Raw genomic sequence first — 22,315 nt, 5'->3', positions numbered from 1 at the left:
GGATGGGGTTTTGGGACAATAAAAAAGTCTTGGTGACGGGCGGGGCGGGCTTTATCGGGAGCCACCTGGTGGAGGAGCTCCTGCGCCGGGGCAAAGGCGTGCGCGTGACAGTGGCCGACAATTTCTCCCATGGCCGGGAGGCCAACCTCGAGGCCGTGAGGAGCGACATCTCGCTTCTGCGGGCCGATTTCCGCTCTCCGGAGGACTGCCGCAAGGCCTGCCAGGGAGCCGAGGTCGTGCTCAATCTCGCCGCGCGCGTGGCCGGGGTCGCCTATAACGCCGAACATCCCGCGACCATGTTCCGGGAGAACATGCTCATGGCCTGCCACATGATGGAGGCCGCGCGCCTGGCCGGGGTCGAGAGATTCCTGGCCGTGAGCTCCGCCTGCGTCTATCCCCGGGAGGCGATGATTCCCACGCCCGAGGGCGAGGGCTTCAAAGGCAGCCCCGAGATCACCAATGAGGGCTACGGCTGGGCCAAGCGCATGGCCGAGTACCTGGGCCGAGCCTACCACCAGGAGCACGGCATGACGGTGGCCATCGCCAGGCCCTACAACGCCTACGGCCCGCGGGACCATTTCGGCTCCCAGGACTGCCATGTGATCGCGGCCTTGATCGGCCGGATTCTCGGGGGCGAGGATCCCGTCCTGGTTTGGGGGGACGGATCGCAGAGCCGGGCTTTCCTCTACGTCGAGGACTTGGCGCGCGGGCTTCTGGACTCGGCCGAGCGCTGCGCCGAGTGCGATCCCGTTAATATCGGAACCGACGAGGAGATCAAGATCCGCGATTTGGCCGAGCTGATACTGAAGGTCTCCGGCTCTCGGGCCAAGCTCATTTTCGACGCGGCCAAGCCCTCTGGCCAGCCCCGGCGCAATTGCGATACCAGCAAGGCCAGGCAGAAGATGGGCTTCTTGGCCCAGGTAGGCCTCGAGGAAGGACTTGCGCGGACGATCGCCTGGTGCCGGGAAAACCAAGAGGTCTTGGGGCTCGCGAGATGAGAAGGGCCCTGGTTCTTCTTACTTTCAACGAGATCGAGGCCCTGCCCAAGATTTTCGACGAGATTCCGCGCCACTCGGCCCAGGAGTTCTTCGCGGTGGACGGAGGCTCCTTGGACGGCACGCGGCAGTTCCTGGAAGGCAAGGGCCTGCGCGTGCTGGATCAGCCCCGCCGCGGCAGGGGGGTGGCCTTCCGGGTCGCGGCCGAGGCGACCTCGGCGGAGGCCTTGGTTTTCTTTAGCCCCGATGGCAACGAGGATCCCGCGGACATCCCGCGCCTTTTCGAGAAGCTCGAGGAAGGCTATGACATGGCCATCGCCTCGCGCATGATGAAGGGGGCCTTCAACGAGGAGGACGCGCAGTGCCTGCGGCCGCGCAAATGGGTGAACCAGGCCTTCACCTTGATCGCGAACATCCTTTGGAATAGGGGATCGTACATCACCGACGCCATCAACGGGTTCAGGGCGGTGCGGCGCTCGGCCTTCGCCAAGATGGCCTGCGACGCCGACGGCTTCGTGATCGAATATCAAATGTCCATACGGGCGATGAAGGAGGGCCTGCGCGTGGCCGAGATCGCGACGCGGGAAGGCCAGCGCCTGGGGGGAAAGAGCACGGCCAAGTCTTTGCCCACTGGAATGGTTTTCATTCGGCAGTTGGCCCGCGAGATGCTGGGGGTGGGGCAATGAAATCCGCAGCCGGACAGGCCAACGGCCGATCCCAGGAGGTGGAACTCTTCGCCAGGAAAATCATCGCCTGGTGGCTTCCCATCCTGTATTTCCTGATCTCCTCCCTGTTCTATTTGCGCACCTACGACTCCGCCCAGGTCAAGATCACGGTCATGCAGATGGGGGGCTTGGCCCTGCTGGTATTCTGGGTGGCCCGCCTCATCGAGGCGCGCGGAGCCCCTTTAAGCCGCAGCGACCTCGTCTGCATCTCCCCCTTCCTGGCCTATTTGGCGGTGGGAGTGCTCTCCTTCACCCATTCCCCCTACGCCATGGCGAGCGTGGATTTCTTCATCCGGCACTTTTTCTTCATGACCGTGGCCTTGATCGTCATCTGCGAGTTCAACGCCGCCGCGGCCGATAGGCTGACGAGGATCCTCGTCATGACCGGCTGGGTGGCCGTGGTCTACGGCTTCTGGCAGATCATCGACAACACTTGGTTTCCCCCCGGCGTGGGCAAGGGCATAGACCCCTTCATTTGGCGCGGGGCCTTCGGCCAGCGCATATTCTCGACCTACGGGAATCCCAATTTCTTCGCGGACTTTCTGGTCATTCTGTTTCCCATTCTTTTCACGCAATACCTCAAGACCAGGAAAAAAAGGCTGCTCCCCCTCATGACGCTGCTGCTAATAGACCTCATCATGACCGGCACCAAGGGGGCCTGGGTGGGTTTCGCCATGGTGATTTTTCTTTTCGGAGCGATCGCCTTCACTTATTTCAAGGAGCAGGCCGCTCCTTACCGCAAATGGATCCTGGGAGTCGCGGCCGCGGGCATCCTGGGGCTGGTGGGTTTCGTGGCCAAGGACTTGAGCGCCCGCATCGTCTCGGTCAATTTCAGGCTGTTCACCTGGGAGGCGACCTGGGAGCTGATCATGACCCAGCCCTGGATCGGAACCGGCATCGGGAGCTTCCCGCCGGCCTATCCGGCCTTTCGCCGACCGCCCATATTCCACATCGAGGGCAAGCACAACACCGAGACCGACCACTCGGAAAACGAGTACTTGGAGCAGATTCTAGACAACGGCCTCCTGGGGTTCGGCATCTTCATCTGGATGATGCTCAGCACCATGGTGGTGGGCTTCCGCTCTCTTGGGCAGCTGACCACCACCTTAAGCCTCAAGGACGGCCGGCCGCCCCCGCGCGCCTACGACCTGACGGGGTATCTCGTGGCCTTGATGGGGATGCTCGGGCATAACTGCTTCGACGTGAGCCTGCGCTTCGTGTCCTCTGGGGTGTACTTGGGGCTTCTCTGCGGGATGATCGTGTTTTTGGCAAGGGGAAGTGGGCTGTATGAGATGAATGACAGGCGCGAGGTTAAGACCGCGCCTGTCCCAGGCGAGGCCTCTCTCGTCCAAACTTTTTCGGAATTTCTAGTATGGCCGGCGCGTCTCGCGGCCTGGGGCGGCTTGGCCTGGGCCGCCTTCTTCCTTTTCAGGGACTTCGCCGATCTTCAGGGCCCGGTCGAACGCATCGTCTACCAGGGCGATGTGCTCCAGTGGTGGCTGGCCTGGGCGGTGCTCTCTGCCTGCGTGCTCGCGATGACGTTTCTCTTCGTCAAGCTGGTTTACCTTTCCGAGAAGCCGGCCGTGGCCTTGGCCGTGCTGGCGGCCCTCTATCCCCTGAGGATATTCTGGGGCTATTTCAAGGCCGACGTGCACCACAACGTCGGCATTTTCTTCTCGAAGCAGCGGCAATGGGACCAAGCCCTGCATCATTACCAGATCGTCCAGGAGAACAATCCCAACTTCGTGATGTCCCTCTACTTCATGGGCAACGTCTTCTTCGACCGCTTCAACATGGACAAGCAGTACAATCCGGCCTGGGGGGACAGGGACAACCAGCCCCGCGACGACTACGAGAGGGCCTTGGACGTCTTCAACGAGGTCCGGCGCCTGGCTCCCAACTACGTCCAGATGCACCATCAGGTGGGGACCTTGCACATGCGCCGGGCGGAATGGGCCATGGGCCACGGCCATCCCGAGGAGGTTCCGAAGTACTTGGAAAGGGCCTTGAACCGCTTCAAGCTCTACGAGGCGATAGATCCCGTCTACGCTCCGAACTACTTCCGCATGGGGCAGATATTCATGGTCCAGAAGCGCTTCGCCGAGGCCGCGCGAGTGTTCGAGGCGGCCATCACGGCCGAGAAGTGCGAGATTGATGCAGTGCTCCTCAGGAATACTTTCCTGAGGAGCACGCTGCTCGCGTACCAAGGTTATGTTCAAGAATCCGGGCGCGAGCTTTCCGTCCACCGGCACGAATCGGCCGAGGCCTACACTAATCTGGCCAACGCCTACTTCCTCATGGATAACCTCCAAGGCGCCGAGAGGGCCTACCGCAAAGCCCTCTCACTGGATTCCCATTACGAGCAGGCCAAGAGAAATCTGTCGGCCCTCTACCAGAAGGCGCAATCCTTGGGCCTTCTGCGCGTCGCGCCGGCGCCGTTTTCCCTTGGAGTGGGCAGCCCTGTCTCTTCCGGTTATGAAATCGTTCCTTCGAAAAAGTAGGATGGGGCGAGCTCGATGGGCTCTCGCTTTCTTGCTTTTCGCCTGTCATCCAGACGCGGCGGCGTCTGGACCCGCGGTTTTCAGCCCGATGCGGGCGGAAATGGAGCGCTCTCTCAAGGGTCTGAGGCACGAAAGCTTCGGCCCGCCGTATTTCATGGCCTACCGCCTGGTGGACCAGACTCGCTGGGAGTGGGTTGCCTCCCTGGGCTCCATCCTGCGTCGCGAGCATGAGAGCTTCCAGAGCCTTTACGTGGAGGCGCGCTTCGGCTCGACCGAGCTCGACAACACCGATCTTGCCTTCCAAGGCTGGCAGGCTACCGTCGGGGCCGATCCGCAGGCCTTGCGCCAGGCCCTTTGGCGGCTGACGGACGACGCCTATAAGGGTGCCATCTCCGGCTATCTCGAGAAAAAGGCCAAAAGGGCCGTCGAGTACGTGGAGGAGCCTCTGGCGGATTTCACCCAGGAGCCTCCCGCCGTTCTGGTCCTGGACAGAACCCCGGCCGCCTTCGACTTGGCCCGGGCCGAGAAACTCGCCAAGGACGTGAGCCTCTCCCTGAAGCCTTATCCGAAAATCTACGATTCCCAAGTGTCGGTGCGCCTGCGCTCGCCCTGGCGCTATCTCGTCACGAGCGAGGGGACTTTCCTTTCCACCCCGGCCGAGAGCGTGCCCAACGCCCTCAGCTTCTGGGCCAGCACGCGAGCCGAGGACGGCATGAAAATGGGGGTCTTCAAAACCTGGACCATGAGGGATTTAAGCGAGCTTCCCCCGGAGCGGGAGCTCAAGGGCGAGATAAAGGCCCTGGCCGAGAAGCTCCTGGAGCTGCGCCGGGCCCCGGTGCAGGAGCCCATGGCGGCCCCCGCGATACTGGACCCGGAGTTCACCGGCGTTCTATTCCATGAGGCCCTCGGCCACAAGCTCGAGGGCCAGCGCCAGCGGGACCCCCAGCAGAGCCAGGTCTTCAAGGACTCGGTCGGTAAGAGAATCATTCCCGAGTTCTTGAGCCTCTGGGACGACCCGACTTTGGAGAGCTTCGAGGGCCGCCCCCTGCCCGGCTTCTATCAATACGACTCCGAGGGAGTCGCGGCGCGAAGCGTGGCCTTGGTGGAGCGCGGGGTCCTGAGAAACTTCCTGATGTCGCGCTGGCCGGCCAAGGGCTTCAAGCGTTCCAACGGGCACGGCCGCTCGGACTTCCACAAGCGGCCCACGGGACGCATGGCCAACCTCATCGTGCGCGCCGAGGGAGTTCGAAGCCCTGAGGCCTTGAAGGCCGAACTCCTGGCCCTCATACGCAAGTCGGGCAAGCCCTACGGCTTTTGGCTGGTGGGCTCCTCTGGAGGGGAAAACCCCAATTCCCGCCAGGCCGCGCAAACCTTGGAGGTGCGGCCGCAATTTGTCTACCGGGTGGACGGCAAGACGGGAGAAATGACTTTGGTGCGCGGCGTGAGCCTGGTGGGCACTCCCTTGGTGATCTTAAACCGCATCACGGCCGCGGGAAACGACCCGAGGCTTTCCAGCGGCTACTTTTGCGGCGCCGAGTCGGGCTCCATTCCCGTGAGCCAGATCGCCCCGAGCGTGCTCGTCTCAGAGGTGGAGCTCCAAAGGATTCCCGAGGATCGCAGCCGGCCGCCGCTTCTTCCCTCGCCCCTGCATGACTGACCGCCGGCTGTGGCTGGTCCTAGCGGGGGCCCTGGCCCTGCGCCTGGGTTACGGCCTGCGCGCAGCACCCCCCGTTCTCTACAACACGGACAGCTACGTGGACTTGGCGCGCTCCCTGGCCGAGCGCGGCGCGCTTCTCGGAGAGGACGGCCGGCCCACGGCCGCGCGAGAGCCGGGTTATCCGATCGTGCTGGCCGCGTTCTTCAGGCTCTTCGGCGCGAGCTATTGGATTCTCCTGATCGTCCACTCCTGCTTTGGCGTGGGGATGATATTCTACTTGCACGCCCTGGCCCGCTCCCTTCATGGAGAGCGGACAGCGCTAGGCGCCGCCTTCCTGGCCGCCGTTTATCCCCCTTTTATATATTACGCGGCCAAGCCCCTGCGCGAGACTTTTCTCTGCTTTTGGGCGGTTTTCTGCCTGTATTGGCTGGAACGGGCCTCGCGGGAGAGACGGCCGTTTCTTTTCGCCGCCGCCGGAGCCGCGGCCGCGGCTGCGGTTCTCACCAAGGCCACCGTCCTTCCTTTCGCGTTGATCCTCGTTCCCGCCGGATTTCTATGGACTCTGCGCGGGACGGGCCAGCGCGGCCTGAGGCTCGTGGCCATCTATCTTGCCGTTTTTTCGGCCATTTATGGGCTTTGGCCGCTGCGCAATTGGATAAGCTTTAACCGCTTGATCCTCGGCAACACCGAGGGCGGGGGAACGAACTTCTACATTTACCAGGTGGTGCCCCAGGAGCTCGGGGGAACCCTCGAGCAGACGAAAATCCTAAGTCTGGACCCGGGCTACCAAGGCGGGCGGGACCTGGACGACGTCGCCCGCGACCGCTACTTTTGGAGGCAGGGCCTCAAGCGCGTCCGGGATCACCCGGCCGCCTTCCTGCGCCTGGCCGCCTGGCGCCTGTTTTGGGACGAATGGCGGTTGGCGCCGCGGGACCGAGGCTACGATATCGCCTACCGCCATGTTTTCTGGGCCAGCCTCTTGAGCGACGGCTGGATCATTCCCCTGGGGTTTCTGGGCTTGATATGGGCTTTCCTCAAGCCTCCGGGATCGGCCTGGGTCTATCTTTTCCTTTTATCGGAAAGCCTGGTCTATGCCATGATATTCACCATGATCCGGTATCGCCTGGCCATGATGCCCTTTTTCATCCTGTACGCCAGTGTGGGTCTCGAGCGATGTCTGAGGCGCCTCAAGGCATGAAGATGAGACTACTTCTGATTTTTGCTTGTATACTGGCGGGATATTCCCAGGCGGCGGCCTCCGAGATGTTGGAGGCCGCCTTAGACACGGAGCTCTCCCGCGCCATGGCCATGCAGGCCGAGGGGTATCCCAAGCCCTATTTCGCGAGCGTGACGGTTACGGACCAGGAGATGTGGTGGCAGCGCTGCGCCATGGGAGCCCCCGAGCTCGAGGCCACGGTCCGCCAGCGCTTGGTCACCCCGGACCTGCGCGTGGGCTCCCCCGGCCTCGACAACCATCCTCTCGGGCTTCCGAATATTTTCATCGGCGGGGAGTTCTCCATGGAGGACGACTCCTTAGCACTCCGGCACGGGCTGTGGAGGCTTTTCGACGGGATGTACACGGGCGCGGTCGGGGATTTTTTGAGAAAGCAGGCCCTGCGCGTCCAGCGCGGCCCGGCCGAGTACGACGCCGGCGATCTTTCTCAAGAGCCCGCCCGCCAGAGGCTCATGGACCGGCCCGCCTCGTCCTGGAGCGTTCCGGCCCTGTCTGAGCTTTGCCGCCGGGGCAGTCGGATTTTTCGGGAGAACTCCGGACTTCTTTCCGCCCAGGTCAAGGTGCGCCTCGACCGGCAGTGGTCGCGCTTGAGGAGCAGCGAGGGCGGGCGAGTGGACTCGGGCCGCGATGTGGCCGAGATCGAGCTCGAGGCCGTGGCCTTGGCGGAGGACGGCCTCAGAATTTCCGCGAGCCGCCAGTTCGCGGCGGTCTCTCCCTCCGCTTTGCCGTCCTCCGCTGAGATCGAGGGGGCGGCCAGGGACATATTGAGCGATTTGAGCGCCCTCAAGACGGCCCCCAGCACCTCCCCGTTCAGCGCCCCGGCCCTTCTTGATCCCTCGGTCGCGGCCGGCGTTGTCCTGGCCTGGGGCCTAAGGCTCTCCGGCGAGGAGCTGCGCAACCCGGGAGGCGCCCAGACCTTTCGCGGCAAGCTTGGCTCTCGGATTCTCGCTTCCGAGTTCAGCCTGGAGGACGATCCCACGGTTCCCTCCTTCGGAGGCCTCGCCTTGGCGGGGCATTACGACTATGACGACCAGGGCGTCCCGGCGCAGAAGGTCCAGCTTATCTCTCGAGGAACCCTCAAGGGGTTCCTGACTTCCCGCTATTCGGTGAAGGGGTTTCCCCGCTCCAACGGGCACGGCCGGGCCTCTCCGGGATATTGGGTCGGCGGGTCTCCGGGGACTTTGATATTCAGCTCCGCCAAGCCTTTATCCCAGGAGGAGCTGCTGGCCGAGCTGAGGCGGCAGTGCAGGCTCCAAGGAAAGCCGTACGGCATTTGGGTGCGAAAGCTCCAGGCGGTGGTGCAGAATCAGGAGAGCCGGGGGCAGGTCTCTATCCGCCTCATCCCGCGCCTGGTCTATCTCGTGGAGGCCGAGACCGGGAAAATGACCATGGTGCGCCACCTGGATCTCGTGGGCACTCCCTTGGCTCTTATGAACAACGCTTTGGCCGCGGGCGGCGACGCCCGGGCCGAAAACGTTTCCCTCAACGTCCCGCTTTCCGTCATTTCCCCGAGCCTGCTTTTGGCCGACGCCGAGGCCCAGCGCTCGAGCGCCAGGCCCGAGACCGCGCCGGTCCTGTCCCCGCCCCCGGGCGATTCCCGGGAGCGCGGCCGGCGCATCCCGACCATTCCCCGGGTTCCCCATGTCCAGGTGGAGCGGTACATTCTCAAAGGCTGGCGTAGGGAGCCGCCGCCTCTGCCCTTTAAGGAGGTGGCGGCGGTGCGAGCGCTCAAACAAGGTCCGGACATGATCATTGAGGTGAAGGTCCTGGGCCCCAGCCTGCCGGCCTTGGGGGAGTCCTTGCGGCGGCTTGAGGCGGCCCTCAGGAGCCTGGCGGGCCCGTCCCTGGAGAAAGAGACCATGGCCCCGGCCATGACGCGGTCGTCTTATGAGTCGCTTTATGGTTCCGGCTGGCCTAAGTGAAGGTCGTCAAGAAAGTCAAATAGGACATGCCTGGCCCCTTCCTTCTGGACATCAACCCTGACGGGGTTCCCCTTGGCGGCGTCAATGTAAAAATAGTGAAAGCCCCCGCCGAGCCGCGTGCTGAGCCTGTCGTCTCCCATGACTTGGAATTCCCAGGCGAGAATTTTTCCTCTAAGAAGAACCAATCTTCCTTGCCCCAGGATGTTTTCGCCAGGCCTCAAGATGTCCTCTAAAATCTTGCGGGCCTGGCTTTGAAGCAATGCCCTGTCAACCAGCATAAATTCCGCCGCAGGCTCTAGCCAATGTCCTTGGGCCGAGATGGCTTCCTCGGCGGTTGGATCCACCACCATTATGATCTCCGTTCCGATCATGGGGATGCGGGAGGGCGGCCGCTTTTCTTCGTCTTCTTGTGTTTTGGATTGGACCTCTTGGGGCGCGAAAATAATACGAGCTTTTCCATCCGCGAGGAAGTGGATGGTCTTGACCAGAGGCACCGCGCCGGGCGGCAGGCCGAAGTCGGCGCGCCGGTTGAGCACGTGCCTGGCCGCCAGCAAGGCGATCCGCCGTTCCAGTTTGTTTTTTGCGCTGCCGCCGGCCGGGAAATAAGCGCAGGCCAGCTCCTCTTCCCGTTCAAGCTGGTCCGCGGGAAAGCGCGGCTCATCGGGAGGCGGGTCCATTGAGGCGTCTTCCTGCGGCAGCCTTGAGGCTGGAGCGGCCGGAGAGCGCCTTGATGTTTCCCAAGAGACCTGCTTATTCGACAGCAAGCGCTTGAAAAAACGGCGTCTTCCGGGCTTAATGTCCTGACCAGGCGGTTCCTCACTGTTTTTGGTTTTGTCGAGGCAACCGTCAGCACCAGTATTGTTTTCCCGGACGAGGCGAATGTGCGGGTTCTGATTGAGCTTACTCCGGGTGTTTTGTCGAGCTTTTTCAGGAAGGCGGTGATCTCTTGAAAAGAGGCCCGGTCGGGAGCGAAATTCTCGGTTTTATACTTTTTGCCATGGAGCTGTATAAGCTCCTGCAGAACGCGCGCATGAGCTTCCCGTCTGGTCACTTTCGGGCCGATGGAGGCGAGCTTTCTCTTCACTTGGCGCGCCCAATTAAGGGTTTGAGATGCGTCGCGCTTCTGCCCGTTCCGATCGCGCGAACTCTTCGCGAGATGCCCCGTAAGCTCGCCGGCGAGCTGTTTGACGGAGGCCGCGGCCCAAGCCGCTGGGGTTCGGGCGTCTTCCTCCAGTTCTTGGGTTGGAATATTGAGGACGAGTTCGAGCTGCCCGTTCAATTTCTCCAGCTCGTCTTGGGTCAGGGCTTCCTTTTCTCTTTCGAGCCAAGCGCAAAGCGACAATCTCTTCAAGCAATCTCTTATGAGTCGCCTGGGTCGCCCAGCGTGTTCTCGCGAGGTTTGCCAGCTCAGGCGGGCCAGAAAGGGCTCCATGACCGTCAAGACGCCGGCTCTTCCGGGCGGCGGCACCCCTTCTTTTGAAAGAGACTTGTATATGAGAACGATTTGCTGCTTTAGGCGGAGACGGTTTTCATGGTAAATTTTATCTATTTCAGTTTCTGGAAGAGCGGCGAAGATTTTCATTTGCCCGGCAAGCTCCAGCAACTCCGCCTTCGTCAGTTGGGACTCCAAGCTTAAAAGCTTATGCGCGGCGCGGTTCACCGTTTCCAGCACGGACACTAGAGCGGCGCTCTGTTGAGGCAGTCGCATCTCCGCCACGGTTCTCGGCGAGACCGATGGAGCGGCGGAAATGGCCGGGGAGGGGAAAAAGAGCGCCGGGATGGCCCAAACAAGCACTTAGGTAGTGTACCAGAAGCTGCCAGGGAGCGCCTGGGCCATCCGGGCAACGGTTGTTAGGACGAAGGTCCTAGAGGTTTAATCTCCCGAATATCCATGTACAGCATCTCCGCTCTTTCACGCACGTCGAAAGCGGAGATTTGAAGCCCCATTCTGAAATTAGGGCCGTTCAGGACGAGGGTATGGTATTCTCCGTTCTCCCCGCAAATGTCGAGCCCGGTGGCGGACGCTAAAGCTTCCATGTCGCTTATGGCTTTATGGTCTAGGGGCCGGCCGACCCACTGGCGCGTGAACCACGGCTTTTTCACCAAAGAGAACGTTGCCTTAAAGCCGCGGTCCAGGAGGTCCTTGAGCAGGCCGCGTCGGTCCCGGCCCCAAAGCGGGGTCAGGACCTCGACCTCCGAGCCCCGGCTCATCTCCTTTATCCAATTCGGATGGCCGTCCACCTCGGCGATGTCTCCCGTCACCAGGGCGTCAATGCCCTCCCGCCTCAGAGTCCGAATGGCTACCGCGTAGCCGGCGTCGAGGGGCGGTTTGACTTGGATTGCGCGGTGGGGAAGGCCTAGAGCCTGCGCTTGGCGCTTGAGAAATGGCAGGGGGTGGGCCAGGAAGGACGGGGATTCGGGAACGAAGGTGACCAACTCGACTACCTCGGCGCCGAGGCCGCGCGCCTCATGCAGCGCCAGAGAGCAGTCCTTTCCCCCGGTCCATAACGCCGCGGCCCGCTTCATGCATTTTTGGGGTCCCGGGCTTCCTTGGCCAGCAGGGGATTGATGAGGGCGTAGACTTCCCGGACCTCGGGAGAAGCCCAGACCGGGTGGTGGCGGAGCATGAGATAGAACCGGCGGGCGCTCTTGGCCCAGGCCAAAGCGCCCGGGGGCACGAAGGTTTTGAAATAAAGCGGGGAGTCCTTGGCCTGGTTTCCGAGCTCTCTGAGCATGAAGTCCCGGGCCTCTTTGGGCTTTAAAGCCCGCCAAAGGTAATCGGCCACTTCGTAAACCAGCTTTTCCTTTTCCTGCCGCAGGATTTCGGCAGGGGTGCCGCAAGCCTTCAGGGCCTCCACGGCCTCGGGATACTCCTCGATCCACTTGTGGGTAACCTGTCCCTCGTGGATGCGGCGCACGGCCAAAGGCTCGCGGATCACGGCGATCTCCACCCCGTCCTCCAGCATCCGGGCGTAAAGCTCGTTGTCGAGGATTATCATGTCCTTGCGGTAATTGCCGTATTTGAGGTACAGCTCGCGCGGGATGGCTAAATTGGTGGTGAGGTAAGGCAGAAACTCCTCGCCTACGGCGTAGTAGCCTGGGACTTTACCTTCCTTTATTGAGTGACTGGGATCGAAGGCCATTCCGATGATCCGGCCGTAGCGGTACAGATAGCCGTTCGAGAAGACAAAGCCCGCCTGAGGGCGGGCCTGGATATGCCGGGCAAAAACCTCCAGCCGGTCCAAGGTCCAGAAGTCGTCGGAGTCTATGTTGGTGATCCAGGCCCCCGAGGCCATGCCGAGGGCGAGGTTGCGGCAGTGCATGTTCCCGATGTTTTTCTCGAGGCGATGGTACTTGAAGCGGGAATCGCGGGTCCACTCCTCGATCATCCGCGGGGTGTCGTCCGTGGAGCCGTCGTCCACGATGAGCACCTCGAAGTCCTGGAAGCTCTGCCTTTTCACGGTTGAGAGCGCGCTCGGCAGCATGCGCGCGCGATTATAAGTCGGCAGTATGATGGAGAAAAAAGGCATAATTCGGTGACAGTATACTTAATTGCATGAATCGAGCGGTATTCCTGGACCGGGACGGGGTGATCGTCGAGGAAGTCAATTACCTCTGCGACCCCAGAGAGCTTAAGCTCCTGCCCGGCGCCGCCAAGGCCATCGCCCGATTAAGGAAGGCCGGCTTCAAGGTCATCGTGGTGAGCAACCAATCCGGGGTGGCCCGGGGGTTCTTGAGCTTGGCCCGCCTTGAGCAAATCCACCGGCGCCTGGAAAGCCTTCTGCACAAGCAGGGGGCGGGCCTGGACGCCGTCTATTTCTGCCCCCACCATCCCGAGTTCGGGCGGCGCCAAGCCTGCCTCTGCCGCAAGCCCGGCACGGAAATGCTCGAGAAGGCGGCCAAGAAATTCGACCTGGAGATGAAGAGCTGCTATCTGGTCGGAGACACCACCACCGACATGCGAGCCGCCTATAACGCCGGCTGCAAGGGGCTTCTCGTCCACACCGGGCACGCGGGCCGCGACGGCGCCTACCGGATCAAGCCCCACGCCACCTTCCGCGACCTCGCCTCCGCGGCACTTTGGATTCTTTCCGAGAAATAGGCTTCGGCCGCGAGGACATGCCCCGGGCCCTCGAGCGCTTCCTCGAAGCGCTCGAGCAGTAGAGGATTTTGGCTAATTCAGTTTGAAATCCGGATGATCCGGCAGGGGCCCTTCAGGCAACGGGATGCTCGGTTGGGTTTTTCTCCCTTGACGGGCTCCGCCGCGCAGGGAATTCTTCAACAGCTTAAGCGCTTCGGTGAAGTTCGGGTCCATCGTCGTTGGTCGCATTTTCTTAAGAAAGGCCAGGATCCGCCGCCTGGCTTTTCTGGTCAAGCCTTGGGGCTTGTGGCCGAGGGCGTAATAGAGGCCTCGGGGATTGGCGCCGCGCAGATAGGCAAGGATCTTTTTGGCGTTTGCTTCAACAATGCCCTTGGGCAGCGTCTCAGCAGGATGGCGCAATAAATGGCTGAGAAAGCCCACAAGGGCGTTGCGATAAAGCAAGTAGACGTCGAAATGAGAGCTGGTCTTATCGCGCGGATCGCTGCCGGCTTGCCTGTAAGCCTTTATGGCCCCGTGGAGCCTCGTTACGCTTCGGGCCTTGCCCAAAGCGGTCGGATCCTTGAAATCCCGCAGGGCCGACAAAACCAGCATGGAGGGGTCGTCGTTTTCCCCTGATCCGGGCATGGCCCTGTTCCACGCTCCGGTATAGAGAAGGGTTCCGTCTCCGACCGTGACGATTTTCTGATTGCTCTTTCCAAGATGGACCAAGACTCCCTGGACGCGCTTCGGCGTGGCGTCCCATCCCTGCAGGCTCGGCGCGGCTCCAATCCTTTCCGTGATGCTGGAGTCGAGCTCCTGGCCGTGAGCCAGGACGCCCTCGCGATGGAGCCTGCCGATCTCCACTTCGATTGCCGGCAGGAGCATGGTGAAGGACATTCCGAAAGCGGGCGGATTTCTCCCGTTTTCCAGGAAGTTCTTGAGCCTCTGGCGAGCGGTTCTCACTTCCGAGGGCTTGCCGCCCGCGTCTAAACTCTCGACAATAGATACAAGGTGCGATCTAAATTCCGCGTCTTCCAAAGCGGGAATAGGCTTGAATTCTGAGGTGTAGACGGCGTCAGCCAATTTTTCCAAGGCGTCTTCTTGTCCCTTCTCTTTTAAGACTGAGCGCAAGAAGCGCAGCAGTGAATTGAGATAGAGGAGCTGGGTTTCCCGGGCCGCTTGAGGGAGGTTTCGATATTCGTAATGGGTCTGAGCCTGATCGAATAGATAGACCGCCCAGGCATGATCCGATAGGGTCCGGCCTTGCAGATACCTGACTCCCGCTTGGACGGCTTGGTCGGCTTTCTTGTCAATGCCTGAACGAGGAACTGGAGCTTGAATGGATACCGCGTCGCTTACCCGGACGGAGGGCCGAGAAGGGAAAACGGCGCTCATCCCCTCGGAAATTGGGGCTGAATGGAGTGCCGGCAGGCTGATCAGCAAGGACTCGGCCCCGGGATTTCTCGTGGACTGGCTTGCCCAGCATGGCCTGGAGCGGCCGAGCGCCAAGGAGGAGACAATTAAAAGCGCGCGAATCATATCAGTAGCGGATCCGGTAGAAATCCACGCTGTAGTTCTCGCGCTTGAGGTTCCCGACGCCCGTGATCAGGCCGGGATAGGCGTCGAAGTGGATGAGGCGCAGCTTCGCCGGCGTCAGTGCTTCGATGGTCCCGTCGTCCTTCAAGAGATAGAAGCCGTAATAGGGATGATTGCCGCCTTGGGCGACGTACCCGCCCGGGGCCTTCCTGAGCGTCCCCCAGACTGATTCCTTCGCCGTTCCCTTCAAGGTCCACTCCTGGACGAGACGATCCGAGGCGATCTCATGCAGCGAGACGGTGGAATCCCTCCTGCGCGAAACCAAAGTCGGCGCGCCCTCGACGCGATATGCGTGCGACACCACGCCTGGGCCTACCTCATCCTCTTCCAGTGAGGCTCCCTGGGATGTAATTTTCAAAATCCAGCTGGCTTGATGCGGATGCTGCTGGATATGGACAGTGGCTCGAACCCAGACGGAACTATCCCCGCGGCTCCAGACGTCTCTTTCATCGACGACATTGTGGAGAAAATGTCTTAGGCCGGCTTCATCGGAATTCAACAAGGGCAAAACGCCGGCGGCGCGCTCCCTGGGGTCGAAGTAGACCAGCGAATGGCGCGTTTGGCCCGCCTCGTCGTGGACCACCAAGTAGAAATGATCCGAGAAGGCCCTGGCCGTGACGACGTGTTCGAAAGGCAAATAATCCCCGAGCTTGGACCTGGCTCCGGTCGCGGGATTTAAGAATTCGTAGCTCAAAGAATATCGATGAGAGTCCTTGGCGGGGTTAAATCCCTCGACCCTTAGAAAAGGCCCGGGGACGAATCGAAGCCCGCTGACGCGGTTCCAGCCGTTTCCTGGCTTGATTACGTGGGCGATTCTCGGCGCTCCATCCTCGATCTTCACGACGACCGCGCCGCGGTCCGCCTGGCTGTCCTTAGGCACCACGGCCTGGTGAAAGGACAAAGCCAGGAATTCTCCCGAGGAATCCGCGGCGAATTTTTCGATGGGGTAGGTATTGCTGGGCATTCTCCTGTGATAGTTGGAAGCCTGCGCCTCTCCCGGTGTCAGGGCGATGTCGCGCGCTGAACGCAGCGGTATCCCTCCCCAATCCATGTCCTCGATGGAAAGCGCTTCCAGGACGGGCTTCAGGGAGATTTTTTCAATTCCCTCGGTGGGCGCAGCACTCGCCTGCCGCGGGGTCCGAGCCGGCGCGCGATCCGGGAGAATCAAACGGCTGCCATTTGCGATCATATCGGCGGGCGACAGCCAAAAAAAACGACTCCCATCATTCGGCTCCCCGGGGCTTGCGCCCGGTTCGGAACCTCCACTTCTATCCGGAGGGCCTCCGAATCCGCCGCCGCCAGGACCTCCCCTGCCGCCGGCCGAGCCTCCGCCGAAGCCGGAATGGAATCCTCCTCCGGAGCAAAAGTCCCCTTGCGAATCTAGGATGAGGGGCGCGGTTCTCGAGGCGTCATACATCGCCTCTAGGCCGGCGGCCAGGGCCGTGGAGTCTCTCGGAGTCGAGGCTTGGTCAAGGAAGGACAGCGTATTTCTCTTCCCTGGAGAAGGGATTTTCATCTCCAGCGGCCGCCACAGAGCGGCGGGTTTTGGCGGAATCAGCGCCCGGGCCGCGGGCGCCGGCCCGGCGGCCCGCGCGGTGGCGGAGAAAAGACCGATGCTGCCAAGGAGGGCGAATACGAGTCTCATTTGATGATTCTAAACGATCACTTTTAGGAGGGTCATGAGCCAAAGGGCCTAGAATCCGAAGGGCATTCGGCCCAGGTGGAATTGGGACCAGGGGAAACGCTTTTGCTATACTGGGCGAACATGGCGGGCAAGAAAATAAAAGGCACTCTTCCCGGCCGGACTTATGCCGTGGGGCCGGGTGGGCTCGACGCCCGGGGGTTCGCGCGCTGGTACCGCGGGCAGATCACGGCCCAGTGGGAGGGCTTGGACCTGGAGCTCGTGGGGCGCATGGCGGCCGTGATCGTCGAGGCCCAGGCCAAGGGGCGGACGATTTACGTGATCGGCGATGGGGGCTCGGCCGCGAGCGCCTCCCACATCGCCGTGGATTTCTCGAAAACCGCGGCCCGGACCGACCAGCCCTTGGTGCGCTGCCTGTCCTTGTGCGACAATAACGCCTTTATCACGGCGGTGGGAAACGATATCTCCTTTGACGCGGTGTTCTCCCGTCAGTTGGAGAACATCTTGAAGCCCGGCGACGTGGTCTTGATGCTGAGCGGCTCCGGAAATTCCCCCAACCTCATCTCGGCCGCCAAGTTCGCCAAGGCGCGCCGGGCCAAGACCCTCGCCTGGCTCGGCTTTGACGGCGGCAAGCTCAAGTCCTTGGCCGATTTGGCCTTGCTCGTCCCCTCGGACCAGTACGGGGTGATCGAGGACATGCACATGAGCCTGGCCCACATCATCACGTTCTACTTGAAGCAGAAGGCGTGAAAGACGGGATCGCGGTCATAGTCCCGGTCTACAACGAAAAAGGCAAGATCGGGCGGGCGCTCTCGCGCATTCCCCCCGGGGTGGTGGCCGAGGTGGTGGCGGTTTCCGACGCCTCCTACGATGGCAGCGACGAGGAGGCCGCCGCCGCCGGGGCCACGGTCCTGCGCCATGAGAAGACCGTGGGGGTGGGGGCCGCCATCCGCACGGGGCTCCGCTACGGGCTCAAGAAGGGCTACGGAATTCTCGTCGTCATGGCCGGAAACGACAAGGACGATCCCGCCGAGATCCCCCGGCTCATCGAGCCCATCGCCAGCCGAGGCTACGACTACGTGCAGGGCTCGCGCTACGCTCGGGGCGGGGCCTACGGCAAGATGCCCCTTCACCGCGTGATATTGACGCGGGCCTATCCCTGGCTCGTGCGCCTGGCCACGGGATTTCCCATCACCGACGCCACCAACGGATTCCGCGCGATCCGGGCCTCCCTCCTCAAGGACCAGCGGATCAATCTCGACCAGGAATGGCTTAATAGAGGGGAGCTGGAATACTATCTTCAGCTCAAAGCGCTCTTTCTGGGCTACAAGGTCTGCGAGGTGCCGGTGACCAAGATATATCCCGATTTGAGCGCCTACCGCCGTTATACTAAGATACGTCCTGTGGTGGATTGGATCGGCAATTTGAGGCCGATTGTCTACCTGACTTTCGACATCAAGTCATGAACGGCAAGAAAAAACACTCACCCAGGACCTCTCTCGAAAGGAGAGAGGTCCTACTAGCGCAAATCGGCTGCGGCTATTGGGGGCCGAACCTTCTCCGGGTGTTCCAGGAGATACCGGGCTCCAAAGTGAAGTGGCTCTGCGACTTGAAGCCCGGCCGACGGGCCTGGGCCTTGGAGCGCTATCCCCATCTCAAGGCCTCGGAAAGCGCCGAGGCCGCTCTGCGCGACCCCGAGGTGGACGCTGTGATCGTGGCCACCGAGGTGGTGACCCATTTCCCCATAGCCCGCGCCGCGCTTAAGGCGGGCAAGCACGTTTTCATAGAGAAGCCCATGGCCCATTCCTCGGCCGAGGCCCGGGAACTTGCGCGGCTTGCCGCGCAGAAGAAGCTCTGCCTGGGGGTGGGGCACGTATTCCTCTATCACCCTGCCGTGAAGGTCCTGCAGGAGTCTTTAGTTCCGAGCAAGCTTGGCCGGCCGCTTTACATGGACATGGTCCGGGTCAATCCCGGCCCGCCGGAGCCCAAGCATGACGTGATCTGGGACATGGCCCCCCATGACGCGGCCTTGGCCTTGGCCTTGGCGGGGTCGCGCCCGCTGTCGGTGCGGGCTACGGGGCGGCGCTACCTCCAGGAACGCTTGGACGAGGCGGCTTTCATCGAGATCGCCTTTACGCGCGGGGTCGTGGCCCGCATCCACGTGAGCTGGCTTTCCAGCCGCAGGATCAGACGCGTCGAGGTTTACGCCGAGAAGGGCTCGGCCTTTTACGACGACGTGGAGCCCTTCGAGAAGGTAAGACTGGTGTTTCCCGGCAAGGACACCCGGGTGGGCGCGGCGGCGCGGGGGAAAAAGACGCTTTATTACGGGGCCGGGGATATTTCGATCCCCGCCCTTCTGCCCGATGAGCCGTTGAGGAAAGAGGCGATGGATTTCCTGGACGCCATCCGCGCCAAGCGCCAGCCCTTGAGCGGCCCCGAGATCGGGGTCCGGGTGGTCGAGATATTGGAGGCCGCCTGCCGTTCGGCGGCGGGCGGCGGCAAGACTATTCCTTTCAAATGATTATCTCCCAAACGCCTTTACGCGTGAGCCTGGCCGGGGGCGGAACGGACATTCCTTTCTACTGCGACAAGAAGCCTGGGCGAGTTCTTTCCTGCGCCATAGACAAGTACGTGCACGTCATCATCCAGGAGCGCTTCGACGACGAGATCCACGTCAATTACGGCCGGCGCAAGGAGAGGGTCTCCACGGTCGGCAAGGTCCAGCACGAGCTTGCGCGCGAGGCCATGAAAATCGCGGGCCTCGAGCGAGGCTTCGAGGTCACGACCTTGGCCGACATCCCGTCGGAGGGCTCGGGCCTGGGCTCCTCCTCGGCCCTGACCGTGGGCCTTTTGAACGCCTTCCACGCCTTCCAGGGCCGCCAAGTGGATGCCGAGACCTTGGCTCGGCAGGCCTGCGAGGTAGAGCTCGAGCGCTGCGGCAGGCCCATCGGCCGCCAGGATCAGTACATCGCGGCCTACGGGGGAGTACGGTTTTTCACCTTCAGGGAAGGCGGTGCCGTGGAGGTCGCAAGTCCCGCGGCAGACACTAGAATCCTGAGAAAGCTCGAGAGCAGTCTTCTCCTTTATTACACCGGCAAGACCCGAAGCGCCCATGACATCTTAAAGCAAGAGCGCTTCCAGGCTCGCGCTAACAGCGCGAACCTTGACCGAATCGCAGCGCTGGCCGCGCGCGCGCGGCGAGCCTTGGAGTCTGGAGATGTGGACGTTTTGGGGAAAATCCTCGATGAGAATTGGCTCCTCAAGAAGTCTTTGGCCGAGGGTGTCAGTGATCCCTTGATCGATGAATTCTATGCCGCGGCCAAGGCCAGCGGGGCCGAGGGAGGCAAGATCACCGGGGCCGGGGGCGGGGGCTTTTTCCTTCTTTTCGTTCCGGAGATGAAGAGGGCCGCGGTCCGCGCCGCGTTGGACGGCCGCCGGGAGCTCCCCATCGCCCTTGAGCCCGACGGCAGCAAGATCGTGTTCAACATGAAGCGCCGCATCTGGAAGTGAGGGCCTTTCTCCTGGCCGCGGGCCTGGGGACAAGGCTTCCCTCCGTCACCAAGTCCTTGCCCAAGTGCTTAGCGCCCCTGGGCGGGCGGCCTCTTCTGCATTGGCAGATGAACTTCCTCGAACGCCTCGGCGTCGAGGAGGTCCTGATCAATACGCATTACAAAGCCGAACAGGTGAGGGGATTCTTCGACGCCAACCGCTACGCGGTTAAGGTCCATTTGTTCCACGAAACGGAACTACTAGGTTCCGCCGGTACCTTGGCCGCCAACAAGACCTTCGTGCGGGGCGAATCCGCGTATTGGATTCTCTACGCCGATACCGTGGTTGGAGACGATCTCTCGAGCATGGCCGCGTTTCATCGAGAGAGCCGTTCCAAGCTCACCTTGGGCCTGTTCCAGGCTCCCGATCCTCGGAGTGCCGGTATCGTGGAGCTGGGGCCGGGTGGGCGCGTGCTGCGCTTCGAGGAAAAGCCCGCCCGACCCAAGTCCGATCTGGCCGCGGCCGGAGTTTATTTGGCCGGCTCGGAATTTCTGGACCGTTTGCCTGCCCGGGGGGACCTAGGTCTTGACGTTTTCCCAAAATGGAGCGGGGAGTGTTTCGGATTCCCCCTGGAGCGAGTCCTGGACATCGGAACGCTCGAGAGCTACGAGAGGGCCTGCCGGGAGTGGAGCGATTTTGTCCGAACCTGACGAGGCCCTGGGCCTTCCCCGGGACGAGCTGGCGCTTTTTTTCCTGGCCTTGGGCCTGCGTTTGGCTTGGGCGGCCTTTTCCGGAAGATTGTTTGGCTACTCCGACGACGGACTATACGACGACGGGGTCTATATCGCCATGGCCCGCTCCTTTCTGGGCCACGGGCCTGAGCCCTTTCTTACGCACCCACCGGGCTATTCCATTTTCTTGGCCCCATTTCTGCGGGCCGGGGATTGGGGGCTTACCGCGGCGCGCTGGGTCCAGTTCGGTCTCGGCGCGAGCCTCGCACCCTTAAGCTCGCGACTCTCCAGGCGGCTCGGCTTTAACCGGCAAGCCACTTTGCTGGCGGGCCTCTTCACGGCTTTTGATCCCATGCTCGTGTATTTTAACGCCCGGTTCATGCCGGAAACTCTTTTTCTCTTTCTCGTGACGGGGTTCTTCCTGCACTGGAGCGAGGCTTGGCAAAAGGGGAGCGATTTCGAGGCCGCGCTGGCCGGCCTGGCCGGGGGACTCGCCACCGTGGTGCGAGGGGTGCTTCTTCCTTTCGGTGCGGTTCTCGCTGTTGCGGCTTTTTTCCTACGCCGCTTCCAGCCGCGCTGGGTGCGGCTGATCGGGCTATGCGGGGTCGTCTGGGCTCTCTCGCTGGTCCCCTGGACCGCGCGCAATTACCTGCGCTACGGGCGCTTTGTCCCCGTCTCGGTCCAAGGTGGATGGAATCTTTACGAAGGATTGACCGTGGACCCCGACGAGGTCCATCACAAAAGGCCCGCCGCCATGGGGGCGGAGGCCAAGGCCCTGGGGCTTTCCGATCCCTTTGCCGTGGACGCGCACTTCGCGGCCAAGGCCAAGGCCTGGATCGGGGCTCATCCGGGAGAGTTCCTGAGGCTTTGTTGGCGCAAAGCCCTCAAGTTCTGGCGCTTGAGCCCCGGCCCGCCCCATTCTGCGCTGGCGCGCTGGGGAGCGGGAGTCTTTTCGTTGCTCTTATTTGCCGGAGCCCTGATGGGGAGTTGGAGATTCATGCATGAAAAACCTGTTCTTCTATTTTTTATTGCTTGGGTTTTTCACCTCACCTTGCTTCATTCCGTTTTCGCGAGCAACCTGCGCTACCGTCTGCCCCTAATCCCATTCCTGGCCGTATTGGCCGGGGCGGGGTACAGCCGTCGGGAGAACGCGGCGTGAAAGCGCATTTCATTTTATACGTCTCGGACCAGAATAGAAGCGCGGCCTTTTACGGGCGCGTCTTGGGCCTGAAGCCCCAGCTCGACGTTCCGGGAATGACCGAGTTCCGCTTGAGCGAGGGCGCGGGAGTTGAGCCCTCTATTGATGCGGGACTGGGGCCATGAGGCGGCGTACAGCCTCGACCCCGATGGGCATGTCGTCGCGTTCGCAAGGGAGGTTCAGTCATGATTTTCTCGTTAGCCAAGGATAGGCAGTGGAACCCCACCGTGTACGAGGGCATCGCCTTCTGTTGGCTATGGCGCAATGATGCCGGGGGAGGCACGGCCCTTCTCAAGCTCGCGAGGGGGTCTTCATTTCCGTTTCACAAGCACCCGGGGTGGGAACAGATATTTTTAATCGAAGGGAGCGTCGAGTATTGCTCGCAAATCCTGGGCCCGGGCGATCATGTGTTTGCCGGCCCCGGAGAGGTTCACCGCTTGGTCGCGCTCCAAGAAGCCGTTTTCTTAGGCGTCGTGGAGCGAGACGGCGTTGAGGTCGTGTCGGCAGTGGCATAATTGTACAGAATAATGTACAATATGGCCGG

The 22,315-nt window shown here is 61.9% G+C and carries 19 protein-coding genes and 1 pseudogene; 15 read left to right on the top strand and 5 right to left on the bottom strand.

All coding sequences use genetic code 11. From position 1 onward, the window contains the following. Positions 1 to 2: 2 nt before the first annotated feature. The 6 genes from HY921_05520 (at position 3) to HY921_05495 (ending at position 9,034) form a co-directional block, all read left to right on the top strand. Positions 3 to 998: an NAD-dependent epimerase/dehydratase family protein gene (locus HY921_05520; protein ID MBI5630324.1), complete on the top strand. Its 996-nt coding sequence runs from the start codon at positions 3 to 5 to the stop codon at positions 996 to 998. Then, positions 995 to 1,681, top strand: coding sequence for a glycosyltransferase family 2 protein (locus tag HY921_05515; GenBank protein ID MBI5630323.1), 687 nt, complete (start codon positions 995 to 997; stop codon positions 1,679 to 1,681). Before HY921_05520 ends, HY921_05515 begins: the two co-directional genes overlap by 4 nt. Continuing rightward, positions 1,678 to 4,221 carry a tetratricopeptide repeat protein gene (locus HY921_05510; GenBank protein MBI5630322.1) on the top strand — a complete coding sequence of 848 codons (2,544 nt, stop codon included), beginning with the start codon at positions 1,678 to 1,680 and terminating at the stop codon, positions 4,219 to 4,221. The genes HY921_05515 and HY921_05510 overlap by 4 nt, the downstream gene beginning before the upstream one ends. 100 nt (positions 4,222 to 4,321) lie before the next feature. Beyond that, complete coding sequence (locus HY921_05505; GenBank protein ID MBI5630321.1) at positions 4,322 to 5,878, top strand: TldD/PmbA family protein; 1,557 nt, start codon at positions 4,322 to 4,324, stop codon at positions 5,876 to 5,878. Beyond that, positions 5,871 to 7,076, top strand: coding sequence for a glycosyltransferase family 39 protein (locus HY921_05500; protein MBI5630320.1), 1,206 nt, complete (start codon positions 5,871 to 5,873; stop codon positions 7,074 to 7,076). Before HY921_05505 ends, HY921_05500 begins: the two co-directional genes overlap by 8 nt. Further along, positions 7,073 to 9,034 (top strand): hypothetical protein, encoded by a 1,962-nt coding sequence (locus HY921_05495; protein ID MBI5630319.1) that lies wholly within the window; start codon positions 7,073 to 7,075, stop codon positions 9,032 to 9,034. Before HY921_05500 ends, HY921_05495 begins: the two co-directional genes overlap by 4 nt. Here HY921_05495 and HY921_05490 read toward each other — a convergent pair. From HY921_05490 to HY921_05480, 3 genes are all read right to left on the bottom strand, one after another. Continuing rightward, positions 9,010 to 9,711 (bottom strand): hypothetical protein, encoded by a 702-nt coding sequence (locus HY921_05490; GenBank protein MBI5630318.1) that lies wholly within the window; start codon positions 9,709 to 9,711, stop codon positions 9,010 to 9,012. The two genes, HY921_05495 and HY921_05490, sit on opposite strands and share 25 nt — an antisense overlap. A gap of 1,174 nt (positions 9,712 to 10,885) precedes the next feature. Beyond that, positions 10,886 to 11,560, bottom strand: a complete 675-nt coding sequence (locus tag HY921_05485) for an adenine nucleotide alpha hydrolase (GenBank protein MBI5630317.1) — start codon at positions 11,558 to 11,560, stop codon at positions 10,886 to 10,888. Beyond that, a complete protein-coding gene (locus HY921_05480; GenBank protein ID MBI5630316.1) occupies positions 11,557 to 12,564 on the bottom strand; it encodes a glycosyltransferase family 2 protein in 1,008 nt (335 codons plus the stop codon). Before HY921_05480 ends, HY921_05485 begins: the two co-directional genes overlap by 4 nt. 26 nt (positions 12,565 to 12,590) lie before the next feature. Here HY921_05480 and HY921_05475 point away from each other — a divergent pair, with 26 nt between their 5' ends. Then, positions 12,591 to 13,136: an HAD family hydrolase gene (locus HY921_05475; GenBank protein ID MBI5630315.1), complete on the top strand. Its 546-nt coding sequence runs from the start codon at positions 12,591 to 12,593 to the stop codon at positions 13,134 to 13,136. Positions 13,137 to 13,208: 72 nt separating this feature from the next. On the opposite strand, the gene HY921_05470 is transcribed toward HY921_05475, so the two are convergent. Both HY921_05470 and HY921_05465 read right to left on the bottom strand, forming a co-directional pair. Next, positions 13,209 to 14,510 carry a hypothetical protein gene (locus tag HY921_05470; protein MBI5630314.1) on the bottom strand — a complete coding sequence of 434 codons (1,302 nt, stop codon included), beginning with the start codon at positions 14,508 to 14,510 and terminating at the stop codon, positions 13,209 to 13,211. A 145-nt stretch (positions 14,511 to 14,655) separates the two neighbouring features. Beyond that, positions 14,656 to 16,356 carry a hypothetical protein gene (locus HY921_05465; protein ID MBI5630313.1) on the bottom strand — a complete coding sequence of 567 codons (1,701 nt, stop codon included), beginning with the start codon at positions 16,354 to 16,356 and terminating at the stop codon, positions 14,656 to 14,658. A 120-nt stretch (positions 16,357 to 16,476) separates the two neighbouring features. On the opposite strand from HY921_05465, the gene HY921_05460 reads away from it, so the two are divergent. From HY921_05460 to HY921_05425, 8 genes and pseudogenes are all read left to right on the top strand, one after another. Then, complete coding sequence (locus HY921_05460; GenBank protein MBI5630312.1) at positions 16,477 to 17,103, top strand: SIS domain-containing protein; 627 nt, start codon at positions 16,477 to 16,479, stop codon at positions 17,101 to 17,103. Further along, a complete protein-coding gene (locus HY921_05455; GenBank protein ID MBI5630311.1) occupies positions 17,100 to 17,819 on the top strand; it encodes a glycosyltransferase family 2 protein in 720 nt (239 codons plus the stop codon). Before HY921_05460 ends, HY921_05455 begins: the two co-directional genes overlap by 4 nt. Beyond that, on the top strand, positions 17,816 to 18,874 hold the full coding sequence (locus tag HY921_05450) for a Gfo/Idh/MocA family oxidoreductase (protein ID MBI5630310.1): 1,059 nt from the start codon (positions 17,816 to 17,818) through the stop codon (positions 18,872 to 18,874). The genes HY921_05455 and HY921_05450 overlap by 4 nt, the downstream gene beginning before the upstream one ends. Continuing rightward, a complete protein-coding gene (locus HY921_05445) occupies positions 18,871 to 19,863 on the top strand; it encodes a GHMP kinase (GenBank protein MBI5630309.1) in 993 nt (330 codons plus the stop codon). The genes HY921_05450 and HY921_05445 overlap by 4 nt, the downstream gene beginning before the upstream one ends. After that, positions 19,860 to 20,552, top strand: a complete 693-nt coding sequence (locus HY921_05440) for a nucleotidyltransferase family protein (GenBank protein MBI5630308.1) — start codon at positions 19,860 to 19,862, stop codon at positions 20,550 to 20,552. Before HY921_05445 ends, HY921_05440 begins: the two co-directional genes overlap by 4 nt. Beyond that, positions 20,539 to 21,732 carry a glycosyltransferase family 39 protein gene (locus tag HY921_05435; GenBank protein MBI5630307.1) on the top strand — a complete coding sequence of 398 codons (1,194 nt, stop codon included), beginning with the start codon at positions 20,539 to 20,541 and terminating at the stop codon, positions 21,730 to 21,732. Before HY921_05440 ends, HY921_05435 begins: the two co-directional genes overlap by 14 nt. Continuing rightward, positions 21,729 to 21,960: pseudogene (locus HY921_05430) on the top strand (hypothetical protein). The gene HY921_05435 and the pseudogene HY921_05430 overlap by 4 nt, the downstream one beginning before the upstream one ends. Further along, the gene (locus HY921_05425) at positions 21,957 to 22,286 is read left to right on the top strand and encodes a cupin domain-containing protein (protein ID MBI5630306.1); all 330 of its coding nucleotides are present in this window, start codon (positions 21,957 to 21,959) and stop codon (positions 22,284 to 22,286) included. Before HY921_05430 ends, HY921_05425 begins: the two are co-directional and overlap by 4 nt. The last annotated feature ends 29 nt before the right edge of the window (positions 22,287 to 22,315 follow it).

The organism is Elusimicrobiota bacterium, assembly GCA_016218575.1.
Classification (GTDB): Bacteria; Elusimicrobiota; Elusimicrobia; order UBA1565; family UBA9628; genus JACRDN01.
The sequence above is the reverse complement of the archived record's forward strand: the minus strand, read 5'-3'. Positions and strand labels throughout refer to the sequence as shown.

Bases quoted from the DNA above. Each gene is read 5' to 3' on its own strand.
- HY921_05520 (MBI5630324.1), top strand. From the start codon at position 3: ATGGGGTTTTGGGACAATAAAAAAGTCTTGGTGACGGGCGGGGCGGGC.
- HY921_05515 (MBI5630323.1), top strand. From the start codon at position 995: ATGAGAAGGGCCCTGGTTCTTCTTACTTTCAACGAGATCGAGGCCCTG.
- HY921_05510 (MBI5630322.1), top strand. From the start codon at position 1,678: ATGAAATCCGCAGCCGGACAGGCCAACGGCCGATCCCAGGAGGTGGAA.
- HY921_05505 (MBI5630321.1), top strand. From the start codon at position 4,322: ATGGAGCGCTCTCTCAAGGGTCTGAGGCACGAAAGCTTCGGCCCGCCG.
- HY921_05500 (MBI5630320.1), top strand. From the start codon at position 5,871: ATGACTGACCGCCGGCTGTGGCTGGTCCTAGCGGGGGCCCTGGCCCTG.
- HY921_05495 (MBI5630319.1), top strand. From the start codon at position 7,073: ATGAAGATGAGACTACTTCTGATTTTTGCTTGTATACTGGCGGGATAT.
- HY921_05490 (MBI5630318.1), bottom strand. From the start codon at position 9,711: ATGGACCCGCCTCCCGATGAGCCGCGCTTTCCCGCGGACCAGCTTGAA.
- HY921_05485 (MBI5630317.1), bottom strand. From the start codon at position 11,560: ATGAAGCGGGCCGCGGCGTTATGGACCGGGGGAAAGGACTGCTCTCTG.
- HY921_05480 (MBI5630316.1), bottom strand. From the start codon at position 12,564: ATGCCTTTTTTCTCCATCATACTGCCGACTTATAATCGCGCGCGCATG.
- HY921_05475 (MBI5630315.1), top strand. From the start codon at position 12,591: ATGAATCGAGCGGTATTCCTGGACCGGGACGGGGTGATCGTCGAGGAA.
- HY921_05470 (MBI5630314.1), bottom strand. From the start codon at position 14,510: ATGAGCGCCGTTTTCCCTTCTCGGCCCTCCGTCCGGGTAAGCGACGCG.
- HY921_05465 (MBI5630313.1), bottom strand. From the start codon at position 16,356: ATGAGACTCGTATTCGCCCTCCTTGGCAGCATCGGTCTTTTCTCCGCC.
- HY921_05460 (MBI5630312.1), top strand. From the start codon at position 16,477: ATGGCGGGCAAGAAAATAAAAGGCACTCTTCCCGGCCGGACTTATGCC.
- HY921_05450 (MBI5630310.1), top strand. From the start codon at position 17,816: ATGAACGGCAAGAAAAAACACTCACCCAGGACCTCTCTCGAAAGGAGA.
- HY921_05445 (MBI5630309.1), top strand. From the start codon at position 18,871: ATGATTATCTCCCAAACGCCTTTACGCGTGAGCCTGGCCGGGGGCGGA.
- HY921_05425 (MBI5630306.1), top strand. From the start codon at position 21,957: ATGATTTTCTCGTTAGCCAAGGATAGGCAGTGGAACCCCACCGTGTAC.